Source organism: Gracilibacillus saliphilus, assembly GCF_010994085.1.
GTDB lineage: Bacteria > Bacillota > Bacilli > Bacillales > Amphibacillaceae > Gracilibacillus > Gracilibacillus lacisalsi.
The window spans coordinates 89094-110286 of the sequence record NZ_WJEB01000008.1 but is presented as its reverse complement, the minus strand read 5'-3'; the positions used below and the strand labels follow the sequence as shown (position 1 = coordinate 110286).

At 37.1% G+C, this 21193-nt stretch carries 21 protein-coding genes and 1 other annotated feature; all 21 genes read left to right on the top strand.

The genetic code is table 11. The annotated features are described in order from the left end of the window. Positions 1-25 precede the first annotated feature (25 nt). The gene (gene hrcA / locus GHT08_RS09645; RefSeq protein ID WP_163581206.1) at positions 26-1048 is read left to right on the top strand and encodes a heat-inducible transcriptional repressor HrcA; all 1023 of its coding nucleotides are present in this window, start codon (positions 26-28) and stop codon (positions 1046-1048) included. A gap of 114 nt (positions 1049-1162) precedes the next feature. Then, positions 1163-1735 carry a nucleotide exchange factor GrpE gene (grpE, locus tag GHT08_RS09640; protein ID WP_163581205.1) on the top strand — a complete coding sequence of 191 codons (573 nt, stop codon included), beginning with the start codon at positions 1163-1165 and terminating at the stop codon, positions 1733-1735. Between the two features lie 30 nt (positions 1736-1765). Then, positions 1766-3601, top strand: a complete 1836-nt coding sequence (gene dnaK / locus GHT08_RS09635; protein WP_163581204.1) for a molecular chaperone DnaK — start codon at positions 1766-1768, stop codon at positions 3599-3601. Between the two features lie 209 nt (positions 3602-3810). Continuing rightward, on the top strand, positions 3811-4938 hold the full coding sequence (gene dnaJ / locus GHT08_RS09630; protein WP_163581203.1) for a molecular chaperone DnaJ: 1128 nt from the start codon (positions 3811-3813) through the stop codon (positions 4936-4938). Positions 4939-4979: 41 nt separating this feature from the next. Further along, positions 4980-5930, top strand: a complete 951-nt coding sequence (prmA, locus tag GHT08_RS09625) for a 50S ribosomal protein L11 methyltransferase (RefSeq protein WP_018931583.1) — start codon at positions 4980-4982, stop codon at positions 5928-5930. Positions 5931-5934: 4 nt separating this feature from the next. Then, a complete protein-coding gene (locus tag GHT08_RS09620; protein WP_163581202.1) occupies positions 5935-6687 on the top strand; it encodes a 16S rRNA (uracil(1498)-N(3))-methyltransferase in 753 nt (250 codons plus the stop codon). Between the two features lie 4 nt (positions 6688-6691). Beyond that, complete coding sequence (gene mtaB, locus GHT08_RS09615) at positions 6692-8029, top strand: tRNA (N(6)-L-threonylcarbamoyladenosine(37)-C(2))-methylthiotransferase MtaB (protein WP_163581201.1); 1338 nt, start codon at positions 6692-6694, stop codon at positions 8027-8029. Positions 8030-8543: 514 nt separating this feature from the next. Next, positions 8544-8720 carry a 30S ribosomal protein S21 gene (gene rpsU / locus GHT08_RS09610; protein ID WP_018931586.1) on the top strand — a complete coding sequence of 59 codons (177 nt, stop codon included), beginning with the start codon at positions 8544-8546 and terminating at the stop codon, positions 8718-8720. Between the two features lie 18 nt (positions 8721-8738). After that, entirely contained in the window at positions 8739-9185 is a 447-nt protein-coding gene (locus GHT08_RS09605; RefSeq protein WP_153835115.1) for a GatB/YqeY domain-containing protein, read from the top strand. 287 nt (positions 9186-9472) lie between these two features. Further along, on the top strand, positions 9473-10807 hold the full coding sequence (locus GHT08_RS09600) for an NfeD family protein (protein ID WP_163581200.1): 1335 nt from the start codon (positions 9473-9475) through the stop codon (positions 10805-10807). Positions 10808-10832: 25 nt separating this feature from the next. Further along, positions 10833-11831 (top strand): flotillin-like protein FloA, encoded by a 999-nt coding sequence (gene floA, locus GHT08_RS09595; RefSeq protein ID WP_163581199.1) that lies wholly within the window; start codon positions 10833-10835, stop codon positions 11829-11831. Positions 11832-11910: 79 nt separating this feature from the next. Continuing rightward, positions 11911-12414, top strand: coding sequence for a hypothetical protein (locus tag GHT08_RS09590; protein ID WP_163581198.1), 504 nt, complete (start codon positions 11911-11913; stop codon positions 12412-12414). A gap of 860 nt (positions 12415-13274) precedes the next feature. Continuing rightward, positions 13275-13556: a sporulation protein YqfC gene (yqfC, locus tag GHT08_RS09585; protein WP_163581197.1), complete on the top strand. Its 282-nt coding sequence runs from the start codon at positions 13275-13277 to the stop codon at positions 13554-13556. 25 nt (positions 13557-13581) lie between these two features. After that, on the top strand, positions 13582-14784 hold the full coding sequence (gene yqfD, locus GHT08_RS09580) for a sporulation protein YqfD (protein WP_163581196.1): 1203 nt from the start codon (positions 13582-13584) through the stop codon (positions 14782-14784). Between the two features lie 2 nt (positions 14785-14786). After that, the gene (locus tag GHT08_RS09575) at positions 14787-15740 is read left to right on the top strand and encodes a PhoH family protein (RefSeq protein WP_163581195.1); all 954 of its coding nucleotides are present in this window, start codon (positions 14787-14789) and stop codon (positions 15738-15740) included. A 117-nt stretch (positions 15741-15857) separates the two neighbouring features. Next, on the top strand, positions 15858-17999 hold the full coding sequence (locus GHT08_RS09570) for an HD family phosphohydrolase (protein WP_163581194.1): 2142 nt from the start codon (positions 15858-15860) through the stop codon (positions 17997-17999). Positions 18000-18001: 2 nt separating this feature from the next. After that, positions 18002-18472 (top strand): rRNA maturation RNase YbeY, encoded by a 471-nt coding sequence (gene ybeY, locus GHT08_RS09565; RefSeq protein WP_163581193.1) that lies wholly within the window; start codon positions 18002-18004, stop codon positions 18470-18472. Next, positions 18444-18815, top strand: a complete 372-nt coding sequence (locus GHT08_RS09560) for a diacylglycerol kinase family protein (RefSeq protein WP_163581192.1) — start codon at positions 18444-18446, stop codon at positions 18813-18815. Before ybeY ends, GHT08_RS09560 begins: the two co-directional genes overlap by 29 nt. A gap of 172 nt (positions 18816-18987) precedes the next feature. Next, entirely contained in the window at positions 18988-19893 is a 906-nt protein-coding gene (gene era, locus GHT08_RS09555; RefSeq protein ID WP_163581191.1) for a GTPase Era, read from the top strand. A gap of 152 nt (positions 19894-20045) precedes the next feature. Next, entirely contained in the window at positions 20046-20183 is a 138-nt protein-coding gene (locus GHT08_RS09550) for a YqzL family protein (protein WP_163581190.1), read from the top strand. Positions 20184-20206: 23 nt separating this feature from the next. Then, positions 20207-20959: a DNA repair protein RecO gene (gene recO, locus GHT08_RS09545; RefSeq protein ID WP_163581189.1), complete on the top strand. Its 753-nt coding sequence runs from the start codon at positions 20207-20209 to the stop codon at positions 20957-20959. A 48-nt stretch (positions 20960-21007) separates the two neighbouring features. Next, positions 21008-21185, top strand: a binding site (T-box leader). Positions 21186-21193: the final 8 nt, after the last annotated feature.

Genomic DNA, 21193 nt, shown 5'->3' with positions numbered 1-21193 from the left:
AGAGTGCTAACAGAGGTGATCATCGATGCTTACAGAGAGACAGACACAAGTTTTGCAGGTTATTATTGATGAGTTCATCCAGACGGCACAACCGATTGGATCAAGGGCTATCGCAAAGAAGGAAGACATTTCTTTTAGTCCTGCCACGATTCGAAATGAAATGGCAGACTTAGAGGAGTTAGGTTTTATTGAAAAGACCCATACTTCCTCTGGACGTGTACCATCCGAGAAAGGATACCGTTTTTATGTAGATAACTTAATGTCACCATTTCGTTTATCGAATCAAGATATGGGTATGATACAACGGACATTTGAACGGGAAATGATCGAATTCGAAAAAGTTGTACAAAAATCAGCACGTGTTTTATCAGATTTAACGAACTATACTTCGATCATTTTAGGACCGGAAGTTTTTGAAACAACATTAAAGCAAATTCAGATTATCAGTTTATCTGAACATACAGCAGTTGCTATATTGGTCACTAATACAGGACATGTGGAACATCGCTATTTCAATGTACCAACAACAATGCAAACTGTAGATTTAGAGAAAATGGTGAATATTTTAAATGATCGCTTGGTAGGCGTGCCAATTGTCCAACTGCAACAGAAGCTGTATGGCGAAGTTGCCCAAATGTTGCAACGTTATAGCTCCGATTTTGAAGCAACTTATGCCTATTTGAAAGAAGCTTTATTAGAGAAACAACCTGTAAAACTTTACATGGATGGAAAAACCAATATTATGTTACAGCCAGAATTCCATGACATTGACAAGATTCAATCTCTTTATTCCGTGATGGAAAAAGAAGATCAAATTGCGCGTCTGCTCAGAACATCTGGTAAAGGAATTAAAGTATCGATTGGACAGGAAAATGAATTGGCTGCGATGCAGGATTGTAGCCTGATTACCGCAACATACTCGTTAGGTGATGAACAGCTCGGAACGATTGCATTGCTTGGACCGACAAGAATGGAATATTCAAGAGTTGTATCCATATTGAATGTTTTATCAAACAGGTTAAGTCAAAAATTCAATTCGTGGTACTAATACGAGAAGGGTATGGTGTAATCCCGTACTCTTTTCTCGTATGTGTATAAAATTTGATTATTTAGTAAAAATGTGTTTTGCTATACAATGGCTTTATTTTAGGAGGTGACAGGGATGGAAGAAAAAGACGTAAAACAACAAGAACAAGAAGATGTGAAAGAAGAAGTAGTTGAAGATGCTGAACAAGAGCTTGTCACAGAAGAGGAATCAGCAGAATCTGAAGAAGTAACAGTAAGTAATAAAGAATTTGAAAAACTGCAACAAGAGAAAAATGAGTTGCAAGAGCGACTTCTTCGTGTGCAAGCAGAATATGATAACTTTAGAAAACGCACCAAGAAAGAAAAAGAAGCAGATCTAAAATACAAATCACAATCGGTAGTAACTGAACTATTACCGGTTTTAGATAATTTCGAGCGAGCACTTCAAGTAGAAATTGAAGATAAAGCAGCAAAAGGTGTTGTCGAAGGTCTAGAAATGGTCTACCGACAATTGAAGACAGTATTGGAAAACGAAGGTGTAACGGAGATTGAAACAGATGGTCAAACTTTTGATCCGAATATACACCAAGCAGTAATGCAAGTAGAAGAAGAAGGTTATGAATCAAACCAAATTGTTGAGACGATGCAAAAAGGGTACCAATTAAAGGACCGTGTAATCAGACCAGCAATGGTGAAAGTTAATCAGTAATTACATACGTTGTGAAGGAGGATGTTGAAAATGGGAAAAATTATTGGTATTGATTTAGGTACAACTAACTCATGTGTAGCTGTAATGGAAGGTGGCGAATCAAAGGTTATTCCAAACCCTGAAGGTAACCGTACAACCCCTTCTGTTGTTTCATTCAAAAATGGAGAACGTCAAATTGGGGAAGTAGCAAAGCGTCAAGCTATCACCAACCCAAATACTATTCAATCGATCAAACGGCATATGGGGACAGATTATAAAGTAGAGATTGAAGGGAAAGAATATACGCCTCAAGAAATTTCTGCAATTATTTTACAACATTTAAAATCATATGCAGAAGATTATTTAGGCGACACAGTAGATAAAGCAGTTATCACTGTTCCAGCTTACTTTAATGATGCTGAGCGTCAAGCGACAAAAGATGCTGGTAAAATTGCTGGTTTAGAAGTAGAACGTATTATTAACGAGCCTACTGCAGCAGCATTAGCATATGGTATTGATAAAGCAGAAGAAGATCAAACAGTACTCGTATATGACCTTGGTGGCGGTACATTTGACGTATCTATCCTGGATATTGGTGAAGGTACTTTTGAAGTAGTTTCCACAGCCGGAGATAACCGTCTTGGTGGGGATGACTTTGACCAAGTATTAATTGACCACATGGTAGAAGAGTTCAAGAAAGAAAATGGTATAGATCTTTCGCAAGATAAAATGGCACTTCAACGTTTGAAAGACGCTGCCGAAAAAGCGAAGAAAGATCTTTCTGGTGTAGCTCAAACACAAGTATCTCTTCCATTTATTACAGCTGGAGATGCTGGTCCGTTGCACTTAGAAATGAACATTACTCGCGCGAAGTTTGATGAGCTGTCTGCAGGACTTGTGGAAAAGACAATGGGGCCAACTCGTCAAGCATTAAAAGATGCTGATCTTACTGCAAGTGAAATTGATAAAGTGTTGCTTGTTGGTGGTTCAACTCGTATTCCAGCAGTACAGGAAGCAATTAAAAAAGAAATTGGCAAGGACCCATCTAAAGGTGTAAATCCTGATGAAGTTGTAGCACTTGGAGCGGCTATCCAAGGTGGGGTATTACAAGGCGACGTAAAAGACGTGGTATTACTGGACGTTACTCCATTATCACTAGGTATCGAAACAATGGGTGGTGTAACAACAAAACTTATCGAACGTAATACAACGATCCCAACAAGTGCACAACAAGTATTCTCAACTGCAGCGGATAATCAAACAGCTGTTGATATTCACGTGTTACAAGGTGAACGCGAAATGGCACAAGATAACAAAACACTTGGTCGTTTCCAATTAACTGATATTCCACCAGCACCACGTGGAGTACCTCAAATCGAAGTATCATTCGATATTGATGCCAACGGTATTGTGAATGTTCGTGCCAAAGATTTAGGTACAAATAAAGAGCAGTCCATTACGATCAAATCTTCTTCGGGACTTTCTGATGAAGAAGTTGAAAAAATGGTACAGGAAGCAGAAGAAAATGCTGAAGAAGATAAAAAACGTCGTGAAGAAATAGAATTGCGTAATGAAGCAGATCAATTGGTTTTCCAAACGGATAAAACGTTAAATGATCTTGGCGACAATGTTTCTGAAGAAGAAAAACAAAAAGCAGAAACAGCAAAAGACGAACTGAAAAAAGCATTAGAGGACAATGATCAGGAACAAATTAAAGCGAAGAAAGAAGCTCTAGAACAAGAGGTTCAAGCTCTTTCCATGAAGCTTTATGAGCAAGCTCAACAACAAGCACAGGCTAACGGTGATGCCGCAGGAGCAGAAGAACAGCAAGCAGAAGATGTAGTAGACGCAGACTACGAAGAAATGGACGATGAAGATAAAAAATAAAAATAGATTAAAAATCTAAGTTTGGAAAGTCAAAGTCAGTAATACATGGCTTTGGCTTTTTCCATGAAATAGTCAATTTTTAAAATTCTTATTTAACAACGGACGCTACTTTATGATACTTAGTGTCTAACAAGTAATGTTTGCTTATCTTTATCAATCAATGTTATGATAATGTTTATGCAATAAACGAGCGGGAGTGTGATCAGTCAGTGAGTAAACGAGATTATTATGAAGTACTTGGTGTATCCAAGGATGCTTCAAAAGAAGAAATAAAAAAAGCGTACCGTAAACTTGCAAGAAAATATCACCCAGACGTTAATCAAGAAGAAGGCACAGATCAGAAATTCAAGGAAGTCAAAGAAGCTTATGAAGTATTAGGTAATGAACAAAAAAGAGCTCAATACGACCAATTTGGTCATGCTGGACCACAAAGTCAGGGTGGCTTTGGCGGTTTCGGAGGCGCAGAAGACTTCGGTGGATTCGGAGATATCTTTGATATGTTCTTTGGTGGTGGTGGTCGCAGAAGAGATCCGAATGCCCCACGCCAAGGAAACGACCTACAATATTCGATGACATTAGAATTTGAAGATGCCATTTTTGGAAAAGAGACAGATATCCACATTCCTAAAGAGGAAGACTGTACAACATGTAATGGTTCAGGGGCAAAGCCTGGCACTACTCCAGAAACTTGTAGTCATTGTAATGGTAGCGGTCAGTTAAATGTGGAGCAAAACACGCCTTTTGGTAGAGTAGTTAATAGACGTGTATGTCACCATTGTCAAGGTAGCGGTAAAATGATTAAAGATAAATGTACAACGTGTGATGGCCAAGGTAAGGTCAAGACTCGTAAGAAAATTCATCTTAGTATTCCTGCAGGTATTGATGATGGTCAGCAAATTCGCGTCGCAGGTCAAGGTGAACCTGGTGTGAACGGTGGGCCAGCTGGGGATTTATATGTTATTATTCAAGTAAAAGAACATGAATTCTATCAACGTGAAGGCGATCATATTTTCTGTGAAATGCCTATAACCTTTGCACAAGCGGCGCTTGGAGATGAAATTGAGGTTCCAACATTACACGGTAAAGTGAAACTTAAGGTTCCAGCTGGTACACAAACTGGTAAAACATTCCGCTTAAAAGGAAAAGGTGCTCCGAATGTTAGAGGATATGGTCATGGTGATCAGCATATTAAAATCCGTGTGATTACACCGACTAACTTAAGTGAGCGTCAGAAGGAATTATTAAGAGAATTCAATGAAATTAGTGGTAACCAACCGACCGATGAACATGAAAATTCGTTCTTTCAACGCGTAAAACGTGCTTTTAAGGGAGAATAACTAAGCCTTAATGAAAATTTTTATAAAGTGAGTTGATCTGTGTGAAGTGGACAGAGCTGTGTATCTATACGACAAATGAAGCGATTGAACCGATCTCCAACATTATTCATGAAGCAGGTGCCAGTGGTGTTGTCATTGAGGATCGTCAGGATTTAGAGAAGGAACGTGAAAGCATTTATGGTGAAATATATGATCTAAATCCTGATGATTATCCTGAAGAAGGAGTTCGTTTAAAAGCATATCTTCCTGTTAATAGTTTCCTAGGTGAAACGGTATCTGAGATTAAGCAAGCGATTAATAATTTGCTTCTATACGATATAGATATTGGTTTAAATAAGATAACACTCAGTGAAGTAAATGAAGAAGAATGGGCAACTGCATGGAAAAAATATTATAAGCCAGCGAAAATTTCAGAACGGGTAACGATAACACCGACTTGGGAAGATTATCAGCCTGTCTCCACAGATGAACTCATCATAGAATTAGATCCAGGTATGGCATTTGGCACAGGTACCCACCCGACAACCGTACTAAGCATTCAAGCACTTGAGAGATTCATTAAGGAGGGGGACACTGTCCTTGATGTAGGATGTGGTTCAGGTGTATTAAGTGTTGCCTCCGTACTATTAGGTGCAGAACAGGTTTTTGCCTACGACTTAGACGAAGTAGCTATTCAGAGCACTAAGTTAAACGTCAAAGTAAATAAAGTGGATAGCAAAGTCAAAGTAAAGCAGAATAATTTACTAGAAAATGTTAAGGAAGCAGCGGATATCATCGTAGCAAATATCTTGGCTGAAATCATTTTGCGTTTTGAAAATGATGCTTTTGAACGGTTGAAACCAGGCGGAGTATTTATCACTTCGGGCATTATTCAAAAGAAAAAGCAGGATGTTAAGGAAGGTTTAGTAAAAGCAGGATTTAACATTTTAGAAATCAATCAAATGGAAGATTGGATTTCAATTATTGCCCAAAAGCCTGAAGAAAGTAGGTAAAGGGATGCAACGTTATTTTATAGAAAAAGATAACTGGCAGGAAGACAAAATACAAATTGTGGCTAACGATTATCATCATATTGTTCATGTTATGCGGATGGAAGAAGGAGATACATTGATCGCCAATCGTTATGACGGACAATCAGCCATATGTCGTATCAACGTAATTCAGGAAACAGTGGTGGAAGCTACTGTTGAAGAGTGGCTTCAGGAAGAATCGGAGTCACCAATTGATATTACGATTGTACAAGGCTTGCCAAAAGGTGATAAATGGGAACTAATTCTCCAGAAAGGGACTGAGCTTGGAGCTACACATTTCATTCCTTTCCAAGCAGACCGTTCTGTCGTAAAATGGGATCACAAAAAATTGAAGAAAAAACTACCCAGATGGCAAAAAATTGTGAAAGAAGCGAGTGAACAATCACACCGCACAAAAATTCCTAAAGTTGAGTCTGTTGTAACATTCAAAGAATTAATGGACGTAAGTGCGTCTTATGATTGGAAATTCTTTGCTTACGAAGAGGCGACGCGTGATTACAAGTCGTTCAAATTACATAATTACTTTTCACAAATAGAAGAAGGTCAATCCATCATGATATGCATCGGTCCAGAGGGTGGATTTAGCGAAGATGAAGCAAATGGATTAAAGGATGCAGGCTTTCAGGCAATACGTCTTGGACCACGAATTTTACGAACAGAAACAGCGCCTTTATACGTACTTGCAAATTTATCTTACTACTTTGAAGAAATGAGGTGAAGAAATGCCTACAGTAGCATTTCATACATTAGGCTGTAAAGTAAACCATTATGAAACAGAAGGCATATGGCAGAAATTCAAAAATGAAGGTTATGAGCGAGTAGATTTTGATCATCATGCCGATGTTTATGTTATCAATACGTGTACGGTTACCAATACAGGGGATAAAAAAAGCCGGCAAGTGATTCGCCGTGCCATTCGTAGCAATCCGGAAGCAGTGGTTTGTGTAACAGGTTGCTATGCTCAAACCTCTCCAGGAGAGATTATGGAAATTCCAGGCGTTGATATAGTAGTAGGTACACAAGATCGCGGTAAGATGATTCAATATATTGAAGAACATCAAGAGCACCGCCAACCAATCAATGGTGTATCCAATATTATGAAAAATCGTGTTTTTGAAGAAATGGATGTACCTCAATTCTCAGATCGTACACGTGCGTCACTAAAAATACAAGAAGGATGTAATAACTTTTGTACGTTCTGTATTATTCCATGGTCTCGTGGACTATTACGCTCTAGAGAACCAGAGAATGTACTGAAGCAAGCACATCAACTGGTAGATGCAGGTTATAAAGAAATTGTTCTAACAGGTATTCATACAGCTGGATATGGAGAAGACATGAAAGATTATAACTTCGCACAACTATTACGTGACCTAGAATCAAAAGTAGACGGTTTAAAACGAATCCGTATTTCGTCAATAGAAGCGAGTCAAATTACGGACGAAGTAATCGAAGTTTTGGATGATTCTAAAAAAGTAGTACCACATCTTCATATCCCGTTACAATCAGGTTCAGATACTGTATTGGAAAGAATGCGTCGTAAATATACAACAGACTTCTATAAAAAACGTGTAGCCAGAATACAAAAGGCCTTACCACATTTAGCGATAACATCAGATGTAATAGTTGGATTTCCTGGTGAAACAGAGGAAGAATTCCAGGAGACAATGAATTTTGTCAAAGAAATTGGTTACTCTGAATTACACGTGTTCCCATTCTCAAGAAGAACTGGTACACCTGCAGCACGGATGGACAACCAAGTAGATGATGAAGTGAAAAACCGCCGCGTTCAAGCATTAATTGACCAATCAAATGAACAAGCATTAGCATATGCGAAAAATTATGAAAATGAAGTGGTCGAGGTTATTCCAGAGGAAACATTTGATGCTGATCAACCGAATATGTTGGTAGGTTATTCGGATAACTATTTAAAAGTTAAATTCGAAGGTACGAAAGATATGATCGGTGAGATTGTTCGCGTGAAAATAACAAAGGCAGGTTATCCGTATAACGAAGGTCAATTTGTCCGAGTAATGGATGACACCGCATTATCTGTTTAAACCAAAATCATAACAGGTATTCTGTTATGGTTTTTCTAGTAGGACAAGAAAGTATAAAATTTTGCGCAGATGTCTAGCTCCGAGCGCCCAAAAACTAGGCGACTTCACGAATCGCCCTACGATAAGTCATCATCGGTTCGCTTTTCTCAGTGATTCCTTTATCTCAGTAGATTAGCTCCAGCCGCTACGTTTCTAAGCGGGCGCTCTGCGCTTTTCTTATTATAAAAGCAACCATGTTATTTCATGCTAGCGTTGTAGTTGAAGGGCAATCCCCACCGAAAGGGAAGTGGGTAGCCAGAGTGATGGTCAACCAGTCGATATATTTCATAATGGCTACTAGAGAAATCATAGGTCTAGTTAGCATTTAGTAATAAGGATTGTATGGGGTTTGCCGGTTTTTCTTATTAAAACGGTTGACCTATTTTTGCTAGTATATTATAATTGCAAAGAGACATATGTATCTATACATATGTTTGATTAATTTTGTTGATGCTTCGGAGGGAGGGAAATTAGCATGTCTAACACAACTCGCGTTCGTAAAAACGAGTCACTTGAAGATGCTCTTCGTCGCTTTAAACGTAGTGTATCAAAATCTGGTACATTATCTGAATATCGTAAGCGTGAATTTTATGAAAAACCTAGTGTTCGCCGTAAGAAAAAATCGGAGGCTGCTAGAAAGCGTAAATTTTAAAGAGGGTGTAATGAAATAATGGCAATCGTTGAACTTTTGAACCAGGATATGAAGCAGGCGATGAAGGATAAAGATAAAGTTAAATTAGGTGTAATTAGAATGGTCAAAGCATCGATGCAAAATGAAGCCATTAAATTACAGAAAGATGCATTGTCTGAAGAAGAAGAATTAACTGTTTTAGCGAGAGAGCTAAAGCAAAGAAAAGATTCCCTCCATGAATTTAAAGAAGCTGAACGCGAAGATCTTGTAAGCAAGTTAGAAGATGAAATTAACATAATTCAAGCTTATATGCCTGAACAACTTTCTGATGAAGAGTTAGAGAAAATAGTTGTTCAGACGATCGAGGAAGTTCAAGCTCAATCAAAAAAAGATATGGGAAAAGTAATGAGTGCGCTTATGCCTAAAGTAAAAGGTAAAGCTGAAGGCTCAAGAGTGAATCAATTGGTTCAAAAGAACTTATCATAAATGGACAAAATGAATTCATTCATCTATAAGACCCTTGACTTAGTGAATAAGTTAAGGGTCTTTTTAACAAGGATAGGAAGTTTAAAAAAATTGATTCTCTTTCCTTAACAAATGTAATGGTTGGGTATATGTATATACATATATAAGTGAAAAATTTTTCTAGTAGTTATAAGTATGATAAACTAAATGCGTTGACATAAGTTTTTTGTCCATTAATGAAACTTTTTATACATAATTTCCGTATGAATACTTATATGTCAAAGCACTTAGTGAAGGGAGGGTGGGATTTGAAAAAATACGTATCTGTGTTGTTGGTCTCGATATCGATCATTGCAGCTCTAACTACCTTCACCAATAGTTTTCAAATGGAAGTGCTTGCTGAAGACAGTGGAGAAGGTAAACTTGTTTATGTTATACCAATAGAAAACGAGGTAGAACGTGGCTTAGAAGCATTTATTAGAAGGACAACAACGGAGGCAACTGAAAATAATGCAGATCATATTATTTTCGAAATTAATACTCCTGGAGGTCGAGTAGATGCTGCAGAATACATTGGGGAAATATTGCAGGATTTAGATATCGAAACGACATCTTTTATTACTGTTAGAGCACTTTCTGCAGGCTCCTATATTGCTTTAAATACGGATAATATTTATATGAAACCTCAAACGAGCATGGGAGCAAGTGGAGTCATTAATTCAGATGGTACTGCAGCTGACCAAAAAGCACAATCAGCATGGGTGGCTAGTATGAGAGGGGCAGCCAGTTCTAAAGACAGAGATCCATTATATGCAGAAGCTATGGCAAATGCTGAAATTGATTTACCTGAATATGGTGCTCCAGAAGGTGATTTCCTTACTTTGGATGCTAATAATGCAGTAGAAGTAGGTTATGCCCAAGGGATTGTAAGTCACAGGGCAGAGTTATTAAGTAATCTATCCTTAGCAAATGCGGAAATCATTGAAACCGAACCAACTGCTGCAGAAGGTCTAGCACGTTTTTTGACAAATCCGATAGTTGTACCGATACTGTTATCGTTAGCAAGTATTGGTTTAATCGTGGAATTGTATTCCCCAGGTTTCGGGATTCCAGGCTCCATTGGAATAGCATCATTGGTTTTATATTTTTATGGACATATCATAGCTGGTCTAGCAGGTTATGAAGCAATTGTTTTACTTATATTAGGGATTGTTTTAATTATTATTGAAATATTTGCACCGGGAGGGATTCTCGGCTTCATTGGTATTGGTGCGATAGTAGCTTCATTATTTATGTCGACTGATGATCCTGGGCATATGGCGATGAGTATTGCTATTGCACTTATTGCAAGTATTATTGTAGCTGTTATTTTATTTAAAACGATTGGTTTGGAGAAAGGGGTATTCAGACATGTTATTCTAAAAGACTCAACAACTACAGAGCAAGGATATGTCTCTAGTGTAAACCGATTAGAATTAATTGGTCAGAAAGGGATTACGGTTACACCACTAAGACCATCAGGAACTGCAGAGTTTGGTGATGAAAGGCTGGATGTGGTGTCTGAAGGAGCGTTTATTGACGTGGATACACCGATAAAAATAATCAAGGTCGAAGGTTCACGTCTTGTAGTAAGAAAAATATAAACTTTAATTTCTAGGAGGATGTAGTATGGAAGGATTTGGAGATATTTTTCCAATTATTATTATTGGGCTGATTGTAATTGCAGTTGCTATTCTATTTACCTTTATTCCGGTAATGCTGTGGATTAGTGCACTTGCAGCAGGTGTCAGAGTAAGTATTTTTACGTTAGTTGGGATGCGTTTGAGAAGGGTTGTTCCTTCGCGAGTTATTAACCCGCTAATTAAAGCGCACAAAGCAGGGTTAGATGTTACGACAAACCAATTAGAAAGCCACTTCTTAGCTGGTGGTAATGTTGACCGAGTTGTTAATGCGTTAATTGCTGCACAACGGGCAAATATTGAGTTGAGTTTTGAGCGTTGTGCTGCGATCGACTTAGCTGGTCGTGACGTATTAGAAGCGGTACAAATGAGTGTTAATCCGAAAGTAATTGAAACACCTTTTATTGCAGGTATTTCAATGGATGGTATTGAAGTAAAAGCGAAAGCACGAATTACTGTTAGAGCAAACATTGATCGACTCGTCGGTGGTGCTGGTGAAGATACAGTTATTGCCCGTGTTGGTGAAGGTGTTGTAAGTACTATTGGTAGCTCAGAAGCACATACGAAAGTATTAGAAAATCCTGACTCTATTTCTCATAATGTTTTAAACCGTGGATTAGATGCTGGTACTGCTTTTGAAATCTTATCAATCGATATTGCCGATGTTGACATCGGTAAAAATATTGGTGCGATTTTACAAACAGACCAAGCAGAAGCAGATAAAAACATCGCTCAAGCAAAAGCAGAAGAACGTCGTGCAATGGCAGTTGCCCAGGAACAAGAAATGGTTGCAAAAGTTCAAGAAATGCGTGCCAAAGTGGTCGAAGCAGAAGCAGATGTACCAAAGGCACTTGCAGAAGCCTTGCGTTCTGGCAATATGGGTGTCATGGATTATATGAATTATAAGAATATTGATGCTGATACAGATATGCGTGATTCTATTGGTAAATTAACAGAAACAGACAACGAAGAAGACGAAAACAAGTAAGAATCCTCATAGGGGCTTTCTTGGTTAGATGGCGTAAATTGCTAATAACTGTTGAATAGCCCCTGAAAGGAAGATGTAAATGGATGAATTGTTAAGTTTTATTGTTCCGATAATAGCAATATTGTTTTGGCTATTCGGTCTGTCAAAATCTAAAGATGAAGAGCAGAACCAAAAGAGACCACAAAGACCTGTTCAACAAAAAACTGGTCATACGCAACAGCCAAGAACCGAAACAACAACAGCACAAACTGTTCCTGATTTTCAAACAATCGATACCAATCCTGATTCTGGACAAGAGACATTTGCTCAACAAAAGGAAAAGCAAATGGAAAAATTAAAGGAAAAAATCCAACACGCAGAAAATATTCGGGATAAATCGAAAGACCAGCAGCTAGGTAAGCATGATGCTATAAAGGATGGTCCGCCGCCAAGAGCGTATCGAAAAGACAGTAAAGAACAGATTTCTTTATCAGTTGAAAAAAACTTAACATCAAAAGGAATAGCTCAAGGTATTATTATGTCAGAAGTATTGGGACCGCCACGCGCCTATCAAAAAAGAAAATATTATCGGAGCTATCGTTAAAAAAGTCGAATGGGAAACCATTCGGCTTTTTTTATGTTATAGAGAATTATGAATTTTCTTGTATTTGAACTCGCCACGGTGGAATAAGCCAAGTTACTACCTCGTATATATTAGAGTGGTGGTCAAGCTGTTGCCATTTTGAAATGGCTTGTACAGGAAACCATCGCTGCGGCTGTCCACTTCCCTTTCCACGGGATTTTCGTCTAAGCTAACTTTGGTAAGCAAAGAGTACTTACCAAAGTGGATCTTAGTCGAAAATCATCCCGTAGGAGTGGAAGTGGACGGCCTCCGCTATGAAACTGTTCTACAACGATTGTGACTGCTCACTTCTCGAGCTTTCTTAACCAGTGTTAAAAAATTGGAATGTCAGCGAGTACATTCATTGTAGAGCATTCATTAGCGTAGGCGTCCACTTCGACTCCTGTGGGATCAGCGTGATCTGAAGATCCACTTTTGTAAAGCGATCTTCTTTACAAAAGTTAGCTGAAGACACGGCCCACGGAAAGCGAAGTGGGCAAGCCGCAGCGGTTGTTACGCCTATTATTCATGTCAAAATAACTACTTTGGACAGGACCGGGTGGGCTTTCCCGGTTTTTCTTATTTGTAAAGAAAGTATAAAATTTGCGCAGATGTCTAGCTCCGAGCGCCCAAAAACTAGGCGACTTCACGAATCGCCCTACGATAAGTCATCATCGGTTCGCTTTTCTCAGTGATTCCTTTATCTCAGTAGATTAGCTCCAGCCGCTACGTTTTTAAGCGGGCGCTCTGCGCTTTTCTTATTTGTCTTTCATCAGTTGTGTATAACTGTTCTTAAATTTGTATATTTTCATAGAATGTAGTTGAGGGGAGGCATATAAACAGTGAAAAAGATAAAAGAAAAATTTATGACTGCCTTTACACGTACATTTGATTTGCCTTCTGAAGTAACGCTAGAATTGCCGCGGATCACAATGATCGGATCCATTCATGCGTACATAGAAAATCATCATGGCCTTATCATCTTTTCTTCTACCGAATTGCTTTTAAAAGTTCACCAAGGACATGTTCGAATAAAAGGAGAAGATTTTGTATTGAAAACAATGATAGATAAAGACATTTTACTAGAAGGTAATATAAAAGATGTCACCTTTGAGCAATCGTAAAGTCTGAATTCGGAGGGAAGGGCTTATGTTTTTCAAACGCAAAAATTGGTTATCAGGATATATCACTATTGAAATTAAAGGTCAGTATCCAGAGCATTTTTTCGATTTGTGTGCAAAATATCATATTCCATCCTGGGATATCAAAAAAAAGAGTGAAACAATTGCATTGGGGAAAATAAAATTATCTGATTTGCCTAAACTAAGGGTTGTAAAAAGAAAAACAATTTACAAAGTATATTTTAAAGGGAAAAATGGACTACCTTTTTTTCTTCGTCACTTACTTTTTCAAAAACCACTATTAATCGGGTTCTTTGTTGCCATGGCAGTTATTTTTTTCTTGTCTAATATCGTTTGGCGAATTGATGTATCAGGTTTGGATGAAGAAATTGAAAGCAAAGTCATCCAACAATTAGAAGAATATGGTGTAGAAGAGGGTAGCTTTCAGTGGAATATAGAATCACCAGCTTCTATCCAAAAACAGTTACTAACTGATGTTCCAGAATTATTATGGATTGGTGTTAAAAAGAGTGGATCTGCTTTTCATCTCGAAGGTGTTGAAAAGACAATAGTCGAAAAAGAAGAAGAGGAAGCAGCAGGACACCTAGTAGCCACAAAAGAAGGAGTTATTGAAGATTTATTTGTTTCAAGAGGACAACCTCTTGTAAGAACCAATGATGTTGTCTATCCTGGAGATATTTTAGTCTCTGCATATCTAAATGAGTCGGAGGAAGATGATGAAGAAGAACGAAAGCCTGTGGCAGCAGAAGGAGAGGTAATTGCTAAAGTATGGTATAAAAGTGAAGTGACCATACCGTTGGACAACCAGTATCAAGTACTCAATGGTAAAACGGAACAAAAACATTATTTACATGCTTCTAAATATTTAATTCCGATCTGGAATTTTAAAAATCCAGAATATAAACATTATCAAGTCGATATTGAAGAAAAAAATTTTTATTTTTTAAGATGGAAACTCCCAATCAGTTATATAAACCAAACAATATATGAAGCAGAGTTGAAAGAGGAACAACTTAGTGAAGATAAAGCAAAGGAAATTGCATTAGAACAAGGCAAAAGACAGTTAATGAGAGAAATTCCACATGATGCAGAAATTACGGATGAAAAAGTTTTGCACGAAAGTGTAGAGAGTGGTAAAGTAAAATTAACCTTGTATTATACTGTACTAGAAAATATTGCAAAGAAACAACCAATTACTCAAGGAGATTGATTATGTCAGAAGATCTAAAGATGATTGATTTACAATTAGAAAATCCTAATGAAGCATTAACACTTTTCGGCACAGAAGATCGACATTTAAAGCAATTAGAAGAACAATTGCAAGTATCGATTACTTCTCGTGGTGAGCAAATTAGTGTTTCTGGTAGTAATACAGATGTAAAAGTTATTCAAGAAGTTTTAAATGGATTGTTGGCTATTATTAGAAAAGGAATTACGATCACAGAGCGTGATGTTATTTATGCAGTAGACCTAGCAAAGAGAGGTAAAATTAACCAATTAGAAACATTGTTTGAAGATGAAATTACAAAAAATGCAAAAGGCAAATCCATCCGTGTAAAAACTTTAGGGCAGCGCCATTATTTGCAGACGATGAAACAGAATGATCTTGTCTTCGGGATAGGTCCAGCGGGTACTGGTAAAACATACTTGGCTGTAGTAATGGCTATCCACGCACTAAAAAATGGCAAAGTAAAGCGTATTATTTTAACAAGACCAGCAGTTGAGGCAGGAGAAAGTTTAGGTTTCTTACCGGGAGACTTAAAGGAGAAAGTCGATCCTTATTTACGACCTTTATATGATGCTTTACATGATGTATTGGGGACCGAGCATACGATGCGTTTGATCGAGAGGGGAACGATTGAAATTGCTCCCCTTGCTTACATGCGTGGTAGAACGCTAGACGATGCTTTTGTTATTTTAGATGAAGCTCAAAATACAACCAATGCCCAAATGAAAATGTTTTTAACGCGTTTAGGTTTCGGCTCCAAAATGGTGATTACTGGTGATGTCACTCAAATTGATTTGCCGCATGGAGTTCAATCAGGTTTAACGGAGGCAAAAGAAAAACTAGCCAATATGAAAGGTATCGGTATTGTTTATTTATCGCAATCTGATGTGGTACGACATCCAATAGTACAAAAAATTATTGAAGCATATGATAATTAAATGAAGTGGGACTTCCATCATTTTGGGGTCTCACGTATGGATGGTGCCGTGAAAGTTAAGGTCACTCTCTTCTAAAACTATTTACGAATGGAAAGCCCAAGAGATGGGGGAATCGAAATGAAAAAATTTTGGTGGTTAAAGCAAAAAGTTGTTTCTTTTTTTCAGTATAATAAAATTCAATTAGTTACAGCATGCATTGCTATCGCGAGCATCTTTTTTGTTGTAACTTACCAAAATGTTCATACAGAAACGTATGATATAGAAAAGTTTTCTACAGCTAGTGAAACTATTCGTTCCCCTATTACGATCGAGAATACCAAAGAAACGGAACGGAGGATTAGAGAAGTAGTCCAAGCTGTAGAGGATCATTTCGAAATTTCGGAAGAAGTGACCGAAGAACAAATTACATATATAAATGAGGTTTTTGAAGCGATAGACAAAATCGAATCAGGAAATATCGAATTAGATTCGGAGGAAGAAACCCTTGATTCTGTTTCAGAAAAGATTACTTATCTTGAAAATATAGTTCACGATCAACTACTTCTTGAAGTTGATAGAGCTACGTTTAGAGCATTATTCCAAGCGACAAATGAAGAAAGAGTGTTAGCAAAGGAATTAATTACGACTGCATTATATGATGCGTATTATAATGGCATTAAGGTCGAAGAAGTGGATCAAGCCATTCAGACAGCTCAACAGAAACTGACGTATTCAACATTAGATTCTTCTTTTGTGGATGCTTTACGGCCCCTCATTGCCTTTAGTATACAACCTAATTCATTTTTTTCTGCTGACCAAACTAATGAAGCGCAACAACAAGCGAGAAATAGTGTTGAGCCCGTGATGATACGAGCAGGAGAAGTAATTGTTGAAGAAGGACAACTGATTACGAATGAATTATATGAAGAGCTTGAGGTTACAGGCCTTTTAAACGAAGAACGGAATTTTTATCCGATGATTGGTTTATTCCTGTTAGTTACATTAATTGGCTTATTTTTGTTTTTTGAATTAAGCCACCATATGAAAAGGTCTAATTTTCATTTTCGTAAATTATTGGCAGTTAGCGTGTTAAGCATTTTTATTGTGTTACTGATGAAAGTAGTAAGTTTTTATACAACCTCTGTCAATCCTTTATACTTAGTTACCCCTGTCGCCACGGTATCTATGTTATTAAAAATCTTAGTTAACGAACGAATTGCTATAGTTATGTCGTTATTTTATGGTGTGATTGGCAGTGTCATTTTTAATGCGGATATTCCAGGATTGTTAAATATGGAAGCTGGAATTTTTATTATCTTCTCTCAGTTAGCCAGTATTTTCTCCTTGTCAGTAGTTAAAGATAGAGGATCGATTATTAAAAGTGGATTAGCTACGTCCGTCATTAATATGGTAACAATCTGTTTATTTTTATTCTTATCCTTCGAAAAATATTCGTGGTTGGACTATTTATCTTTAAGTGGATATGGATTTCTCTCAGCTATATTTGCTACGGTACTAACAATGGGGATGTTGCCTTTCTTTGAGACGGGATTACGGATTTTATCAGATACAAAGCTTTTAGCTTTATCAAGTCCTAATCAACCATTATTACGTAAGTTGTTAATTGAAGCCCCTGGAACCTACCATCATAGTATCATGGTAGCTAATTTAAGTGAGGCATCCTGTGAAGCGATTGGCGCAAATGGTTTACTAGCTCGCGTTGCAGCATATTATCATGACCTAGGAAAAACAATCAGGCCTCATTATTTTATAGAAAATCAAATGGGAATGAAAAATCCCCATGATTATCTTGATCCTTATCAAAGCGCAGAAATCATTTTACAGCATCCAGTCGATAGTGCAAAGCTGTTAAAAAAAGAAAAAATACCTAACGAGATTATTGATATTGCCTTACAGCATCATGGCACGACTTTATTGAAGTATTTTTATTATAAAGCGAAAGAGCGGAATGACAAAGTCAATGAAGACGACTTTCGATATGAGGGTCCAAAACCAAAGACGAAAGAAGCTGCTGTTGTTTCGATTTGTGATTCCATTGAAGCAGCTGCAAGATCATTGGTTAATCCCACTCAGGAAGAGATTGAAAAAGTTGTATCATCTATTTTTGAAGATCGATTATTAGACGGTCAGTTAAACGATAGTACCTTAACGTTTAAGGAATTAGAACAAATGAAATTAGTAATTTGTGAGACATTAAAAGGTATCTACCACTCTCGAATTCAGTACCCTAAGGAATCCAACATGAAGGAGGCGAAATAGAAATGGAAATTGATTTTCATGATGAAACAGAAAAAGTATCAGAGGAACATTTGGATTTAATTAGTCAATTGCTTACTTATGCTGCGAAACAGGAAAACATTGCAGTTGATTCAGAGTTGTCCATTTCATTTGTCAATAATGATGAAATCCAACAGTTAAATAAACAATATCGCGAACTGGATAAACCAACAGATGTCTTATCTTTTGCTCTTGAAGAAGAAGTTGATCAAGAGATAAGGATCATAGGCGCTGATATTCCTGTAACTTTAGGAGACATTATCATTTCGGTTGATAAAGCAGATGAACAAGCTTTGGAATACAATCATTCCTTATCTAGAGAATTAGGATTCTTAGCTTTACATGGTTTTTTACATTTGCTTGGCTATGACCATATGAATGAAGAGGATGAAAGAAAAATGTTTTCCAGACAAGAGGAGATATTAAATGGGTTCGGATTATCGCGAGAAAAATAAGTTTCATTTTGGTTTGCGGTATGCATTGAACGGTTTGAAAATTGCCATTTTGTCAGAACGGAATATTGTAATTCATTTTATTGCAGCAACCATTGTTTTAATTGCTGGGGTTCTCTATTCTATTTCCGTGATAGAATGGGCTATTTTGTTTTTGACGATTGGTGCGGTTATAAGTATGGAAATGATGAATACTGCTTTGGAAAGAGCTTTAGATTATTTGGAGCCTGAACATCGACCTCAGATAGGAGTTGCCAAGGACATATCTGCAGGCGCGGTCTTAGTTACTGCCATTGTGGCAATCATCATTGCTTGTCTCATTTTTGCACCAAAGATTTTGTCATAAATAGAACATTCCCTTACGGAGGTTTTACGGACGATTAGTATCGTGATTTACACTATAGGAGCACATATTTTTAAACTTTACCACTAGTTTTGTCGAAAGTATGAAATCTCAGAGAAGATATAGTATTATTATGTTATAGATAAGCAACAGGATTTAAAGCGGAGGAAAAGTTATGCATAACAATTTCAAATCAGGATTTATAGCCATTATTGGTAGACCAAATGTAGGAAAATCGACCTTTATGAATCATGTTATTGGTGAAAAAATTGCTATTATGAGCGATAAAGCACAAACTACCAGAAATAAAATTCAAGGTGTATACACTGATGAGCAAAAACAAATCGTATTTATTGATACCCCTGGAATTCATAAGCCTAAGCATAAATTAGGAGATTTCATGGTGAAAATAGCGGAGGATACTTTAAACGAAGTAGATGCAATTATGTTTATGATTAATGCGGATGAAGGCTATGGTATGGGTGACCAGTATATCATGGACCGCTTGGAATCGATCAAAAAACCTGTTTTTTTAGTCATTAATAAAATTGATCTTGTTCATCCTGATCAGCTGCTACCACTTATAGACCAATATAAGGACAAGTATCCGTTCAAAGAAATTATTCCTATTTCAGCTTTGGAGGGAAATAATGTTAATCATTTAATGGATGTCTTTACAGAGCATCTTCCCGAAGGCCCTCAATATTATCCAGATGATCAAATTACCGATCATCCGGAACGATTTATCATTAGTGAATTAATACGCGAGAAGGTCTTACAATTAACGAGAGAAGAAGTACCTCATTCTGTTGCTGTAGTAATAGATGGGATTGATAATCGCGGTGAGGATGAAAAAGTCTTAGTACAAGCAACCATTGTGATTGAAAGAAAATCACAAAAAGGTATTATTATTGGTAAACAAGGTCAAATGTTAAAAGAGATTGGGAAACGAGCTAGACAAGATATCGAACGATTATTAGGTTCGAAAGTCTATTTGGAGTTATGGGTGAAAGTGCAAGAAAATTGGCGGAATAAACCACATCAACTAAGTGAATTTGGTTTTAATCAGGATGAATATTAAAATAAGATGGAACATCTCAGCAGTAAATGTTTGATAAGTTGTTGTTTGTAGTTTGATACATGGTAAATATTTTTACTAATTGAATGAAGATTTCAGGAAAATCTAATATTGAACACAATGAAAGATTACCATAAGGAAAGGTGAGGTTTATTGTGATCGATGTACCATGGAAAATTTTTAGTCAAACAGGCAATATTGAAGCTTACTTATGGATGAAACAAGTTGAGTCAGATGATTTTGAGGAAGAAGAAGAGATTGACGATTCGTTGTTAAAGGATACTCATTTTTAGCGTGAAAGGGAAAGGTGAAGCTTGTGTTTGAAAAAGTTGAAGGCTTCATTTTGAAAACACAGGATTATGGGGAAACACATAAAATTGTGACCATATTAACACCAACATTAGGAAAAGTTGGTGCCATAGCAAGAGGTGCAAAGAAAACCAAAAGTAGAATGGCTGCTATTACGCAGCCATTTATTCATGGTTTATTCCTGATTCAGCCAGGATCAAGTCTTGCTACAATTCAGCAAGGCGAAGTGATCACTTCCTTTCGTAAAATACGGGAAGATATATTTAAAACCGCATATACAAGTTATTTAGCAGAATTAACGGATAAATTGGTCGAGGCTAAAAAGTATAACCCATTTGTCTATAAGCAATTATTACATACAATTGAGCGAATAAATGATGATAAGGATCCCGAGATATTAACAATGATCTATGAATGGAAAATGTATAAAGAAGCAGGGTTCGCTCCTGTAGTGACACAATGTGTTTCATGCGGAAACCCCCAAGATTTAAAGGTATTTTCTATTTCAAATGGTGGGTTGTTATGCAGGAATTGTGTACGATTAGATGAGAATGCGATTTCGATACCTGAAAAAGTAGCAAAACTAATGGCGTTATTCGCTTGGGTTGAAGTGGAACAAATCGGGAATATTTCAGTGAAAACTGAAAATAAAATGATTTTGCAGAGAATCATGGACCAATATTACGAGGAGCATGGCGGTTATTATTTGAAATCTAAAAGATTTTTGAAACAGATGAATCAGTTAAATGATAAATTATAATTGACAATTGGTTTAATCTTGCGTATGATGTAAAAATGAAATGAATAGCGGATTGCTAAGAAAGAGAGTAGTACTGATTCATTGTCTTTTAAGCGAGTTCAGGGTGGTGGAAGCTGAACAAGGTCAAAATCAGGAAGGCGCTCTGGAGCAGCTTTTACGAAAGTGGTCGTCTTTATTATTTTTAGGCGATAAATAGGGTGGAACCGCGGGCAAACCCGTCCCTATGCTTTATCA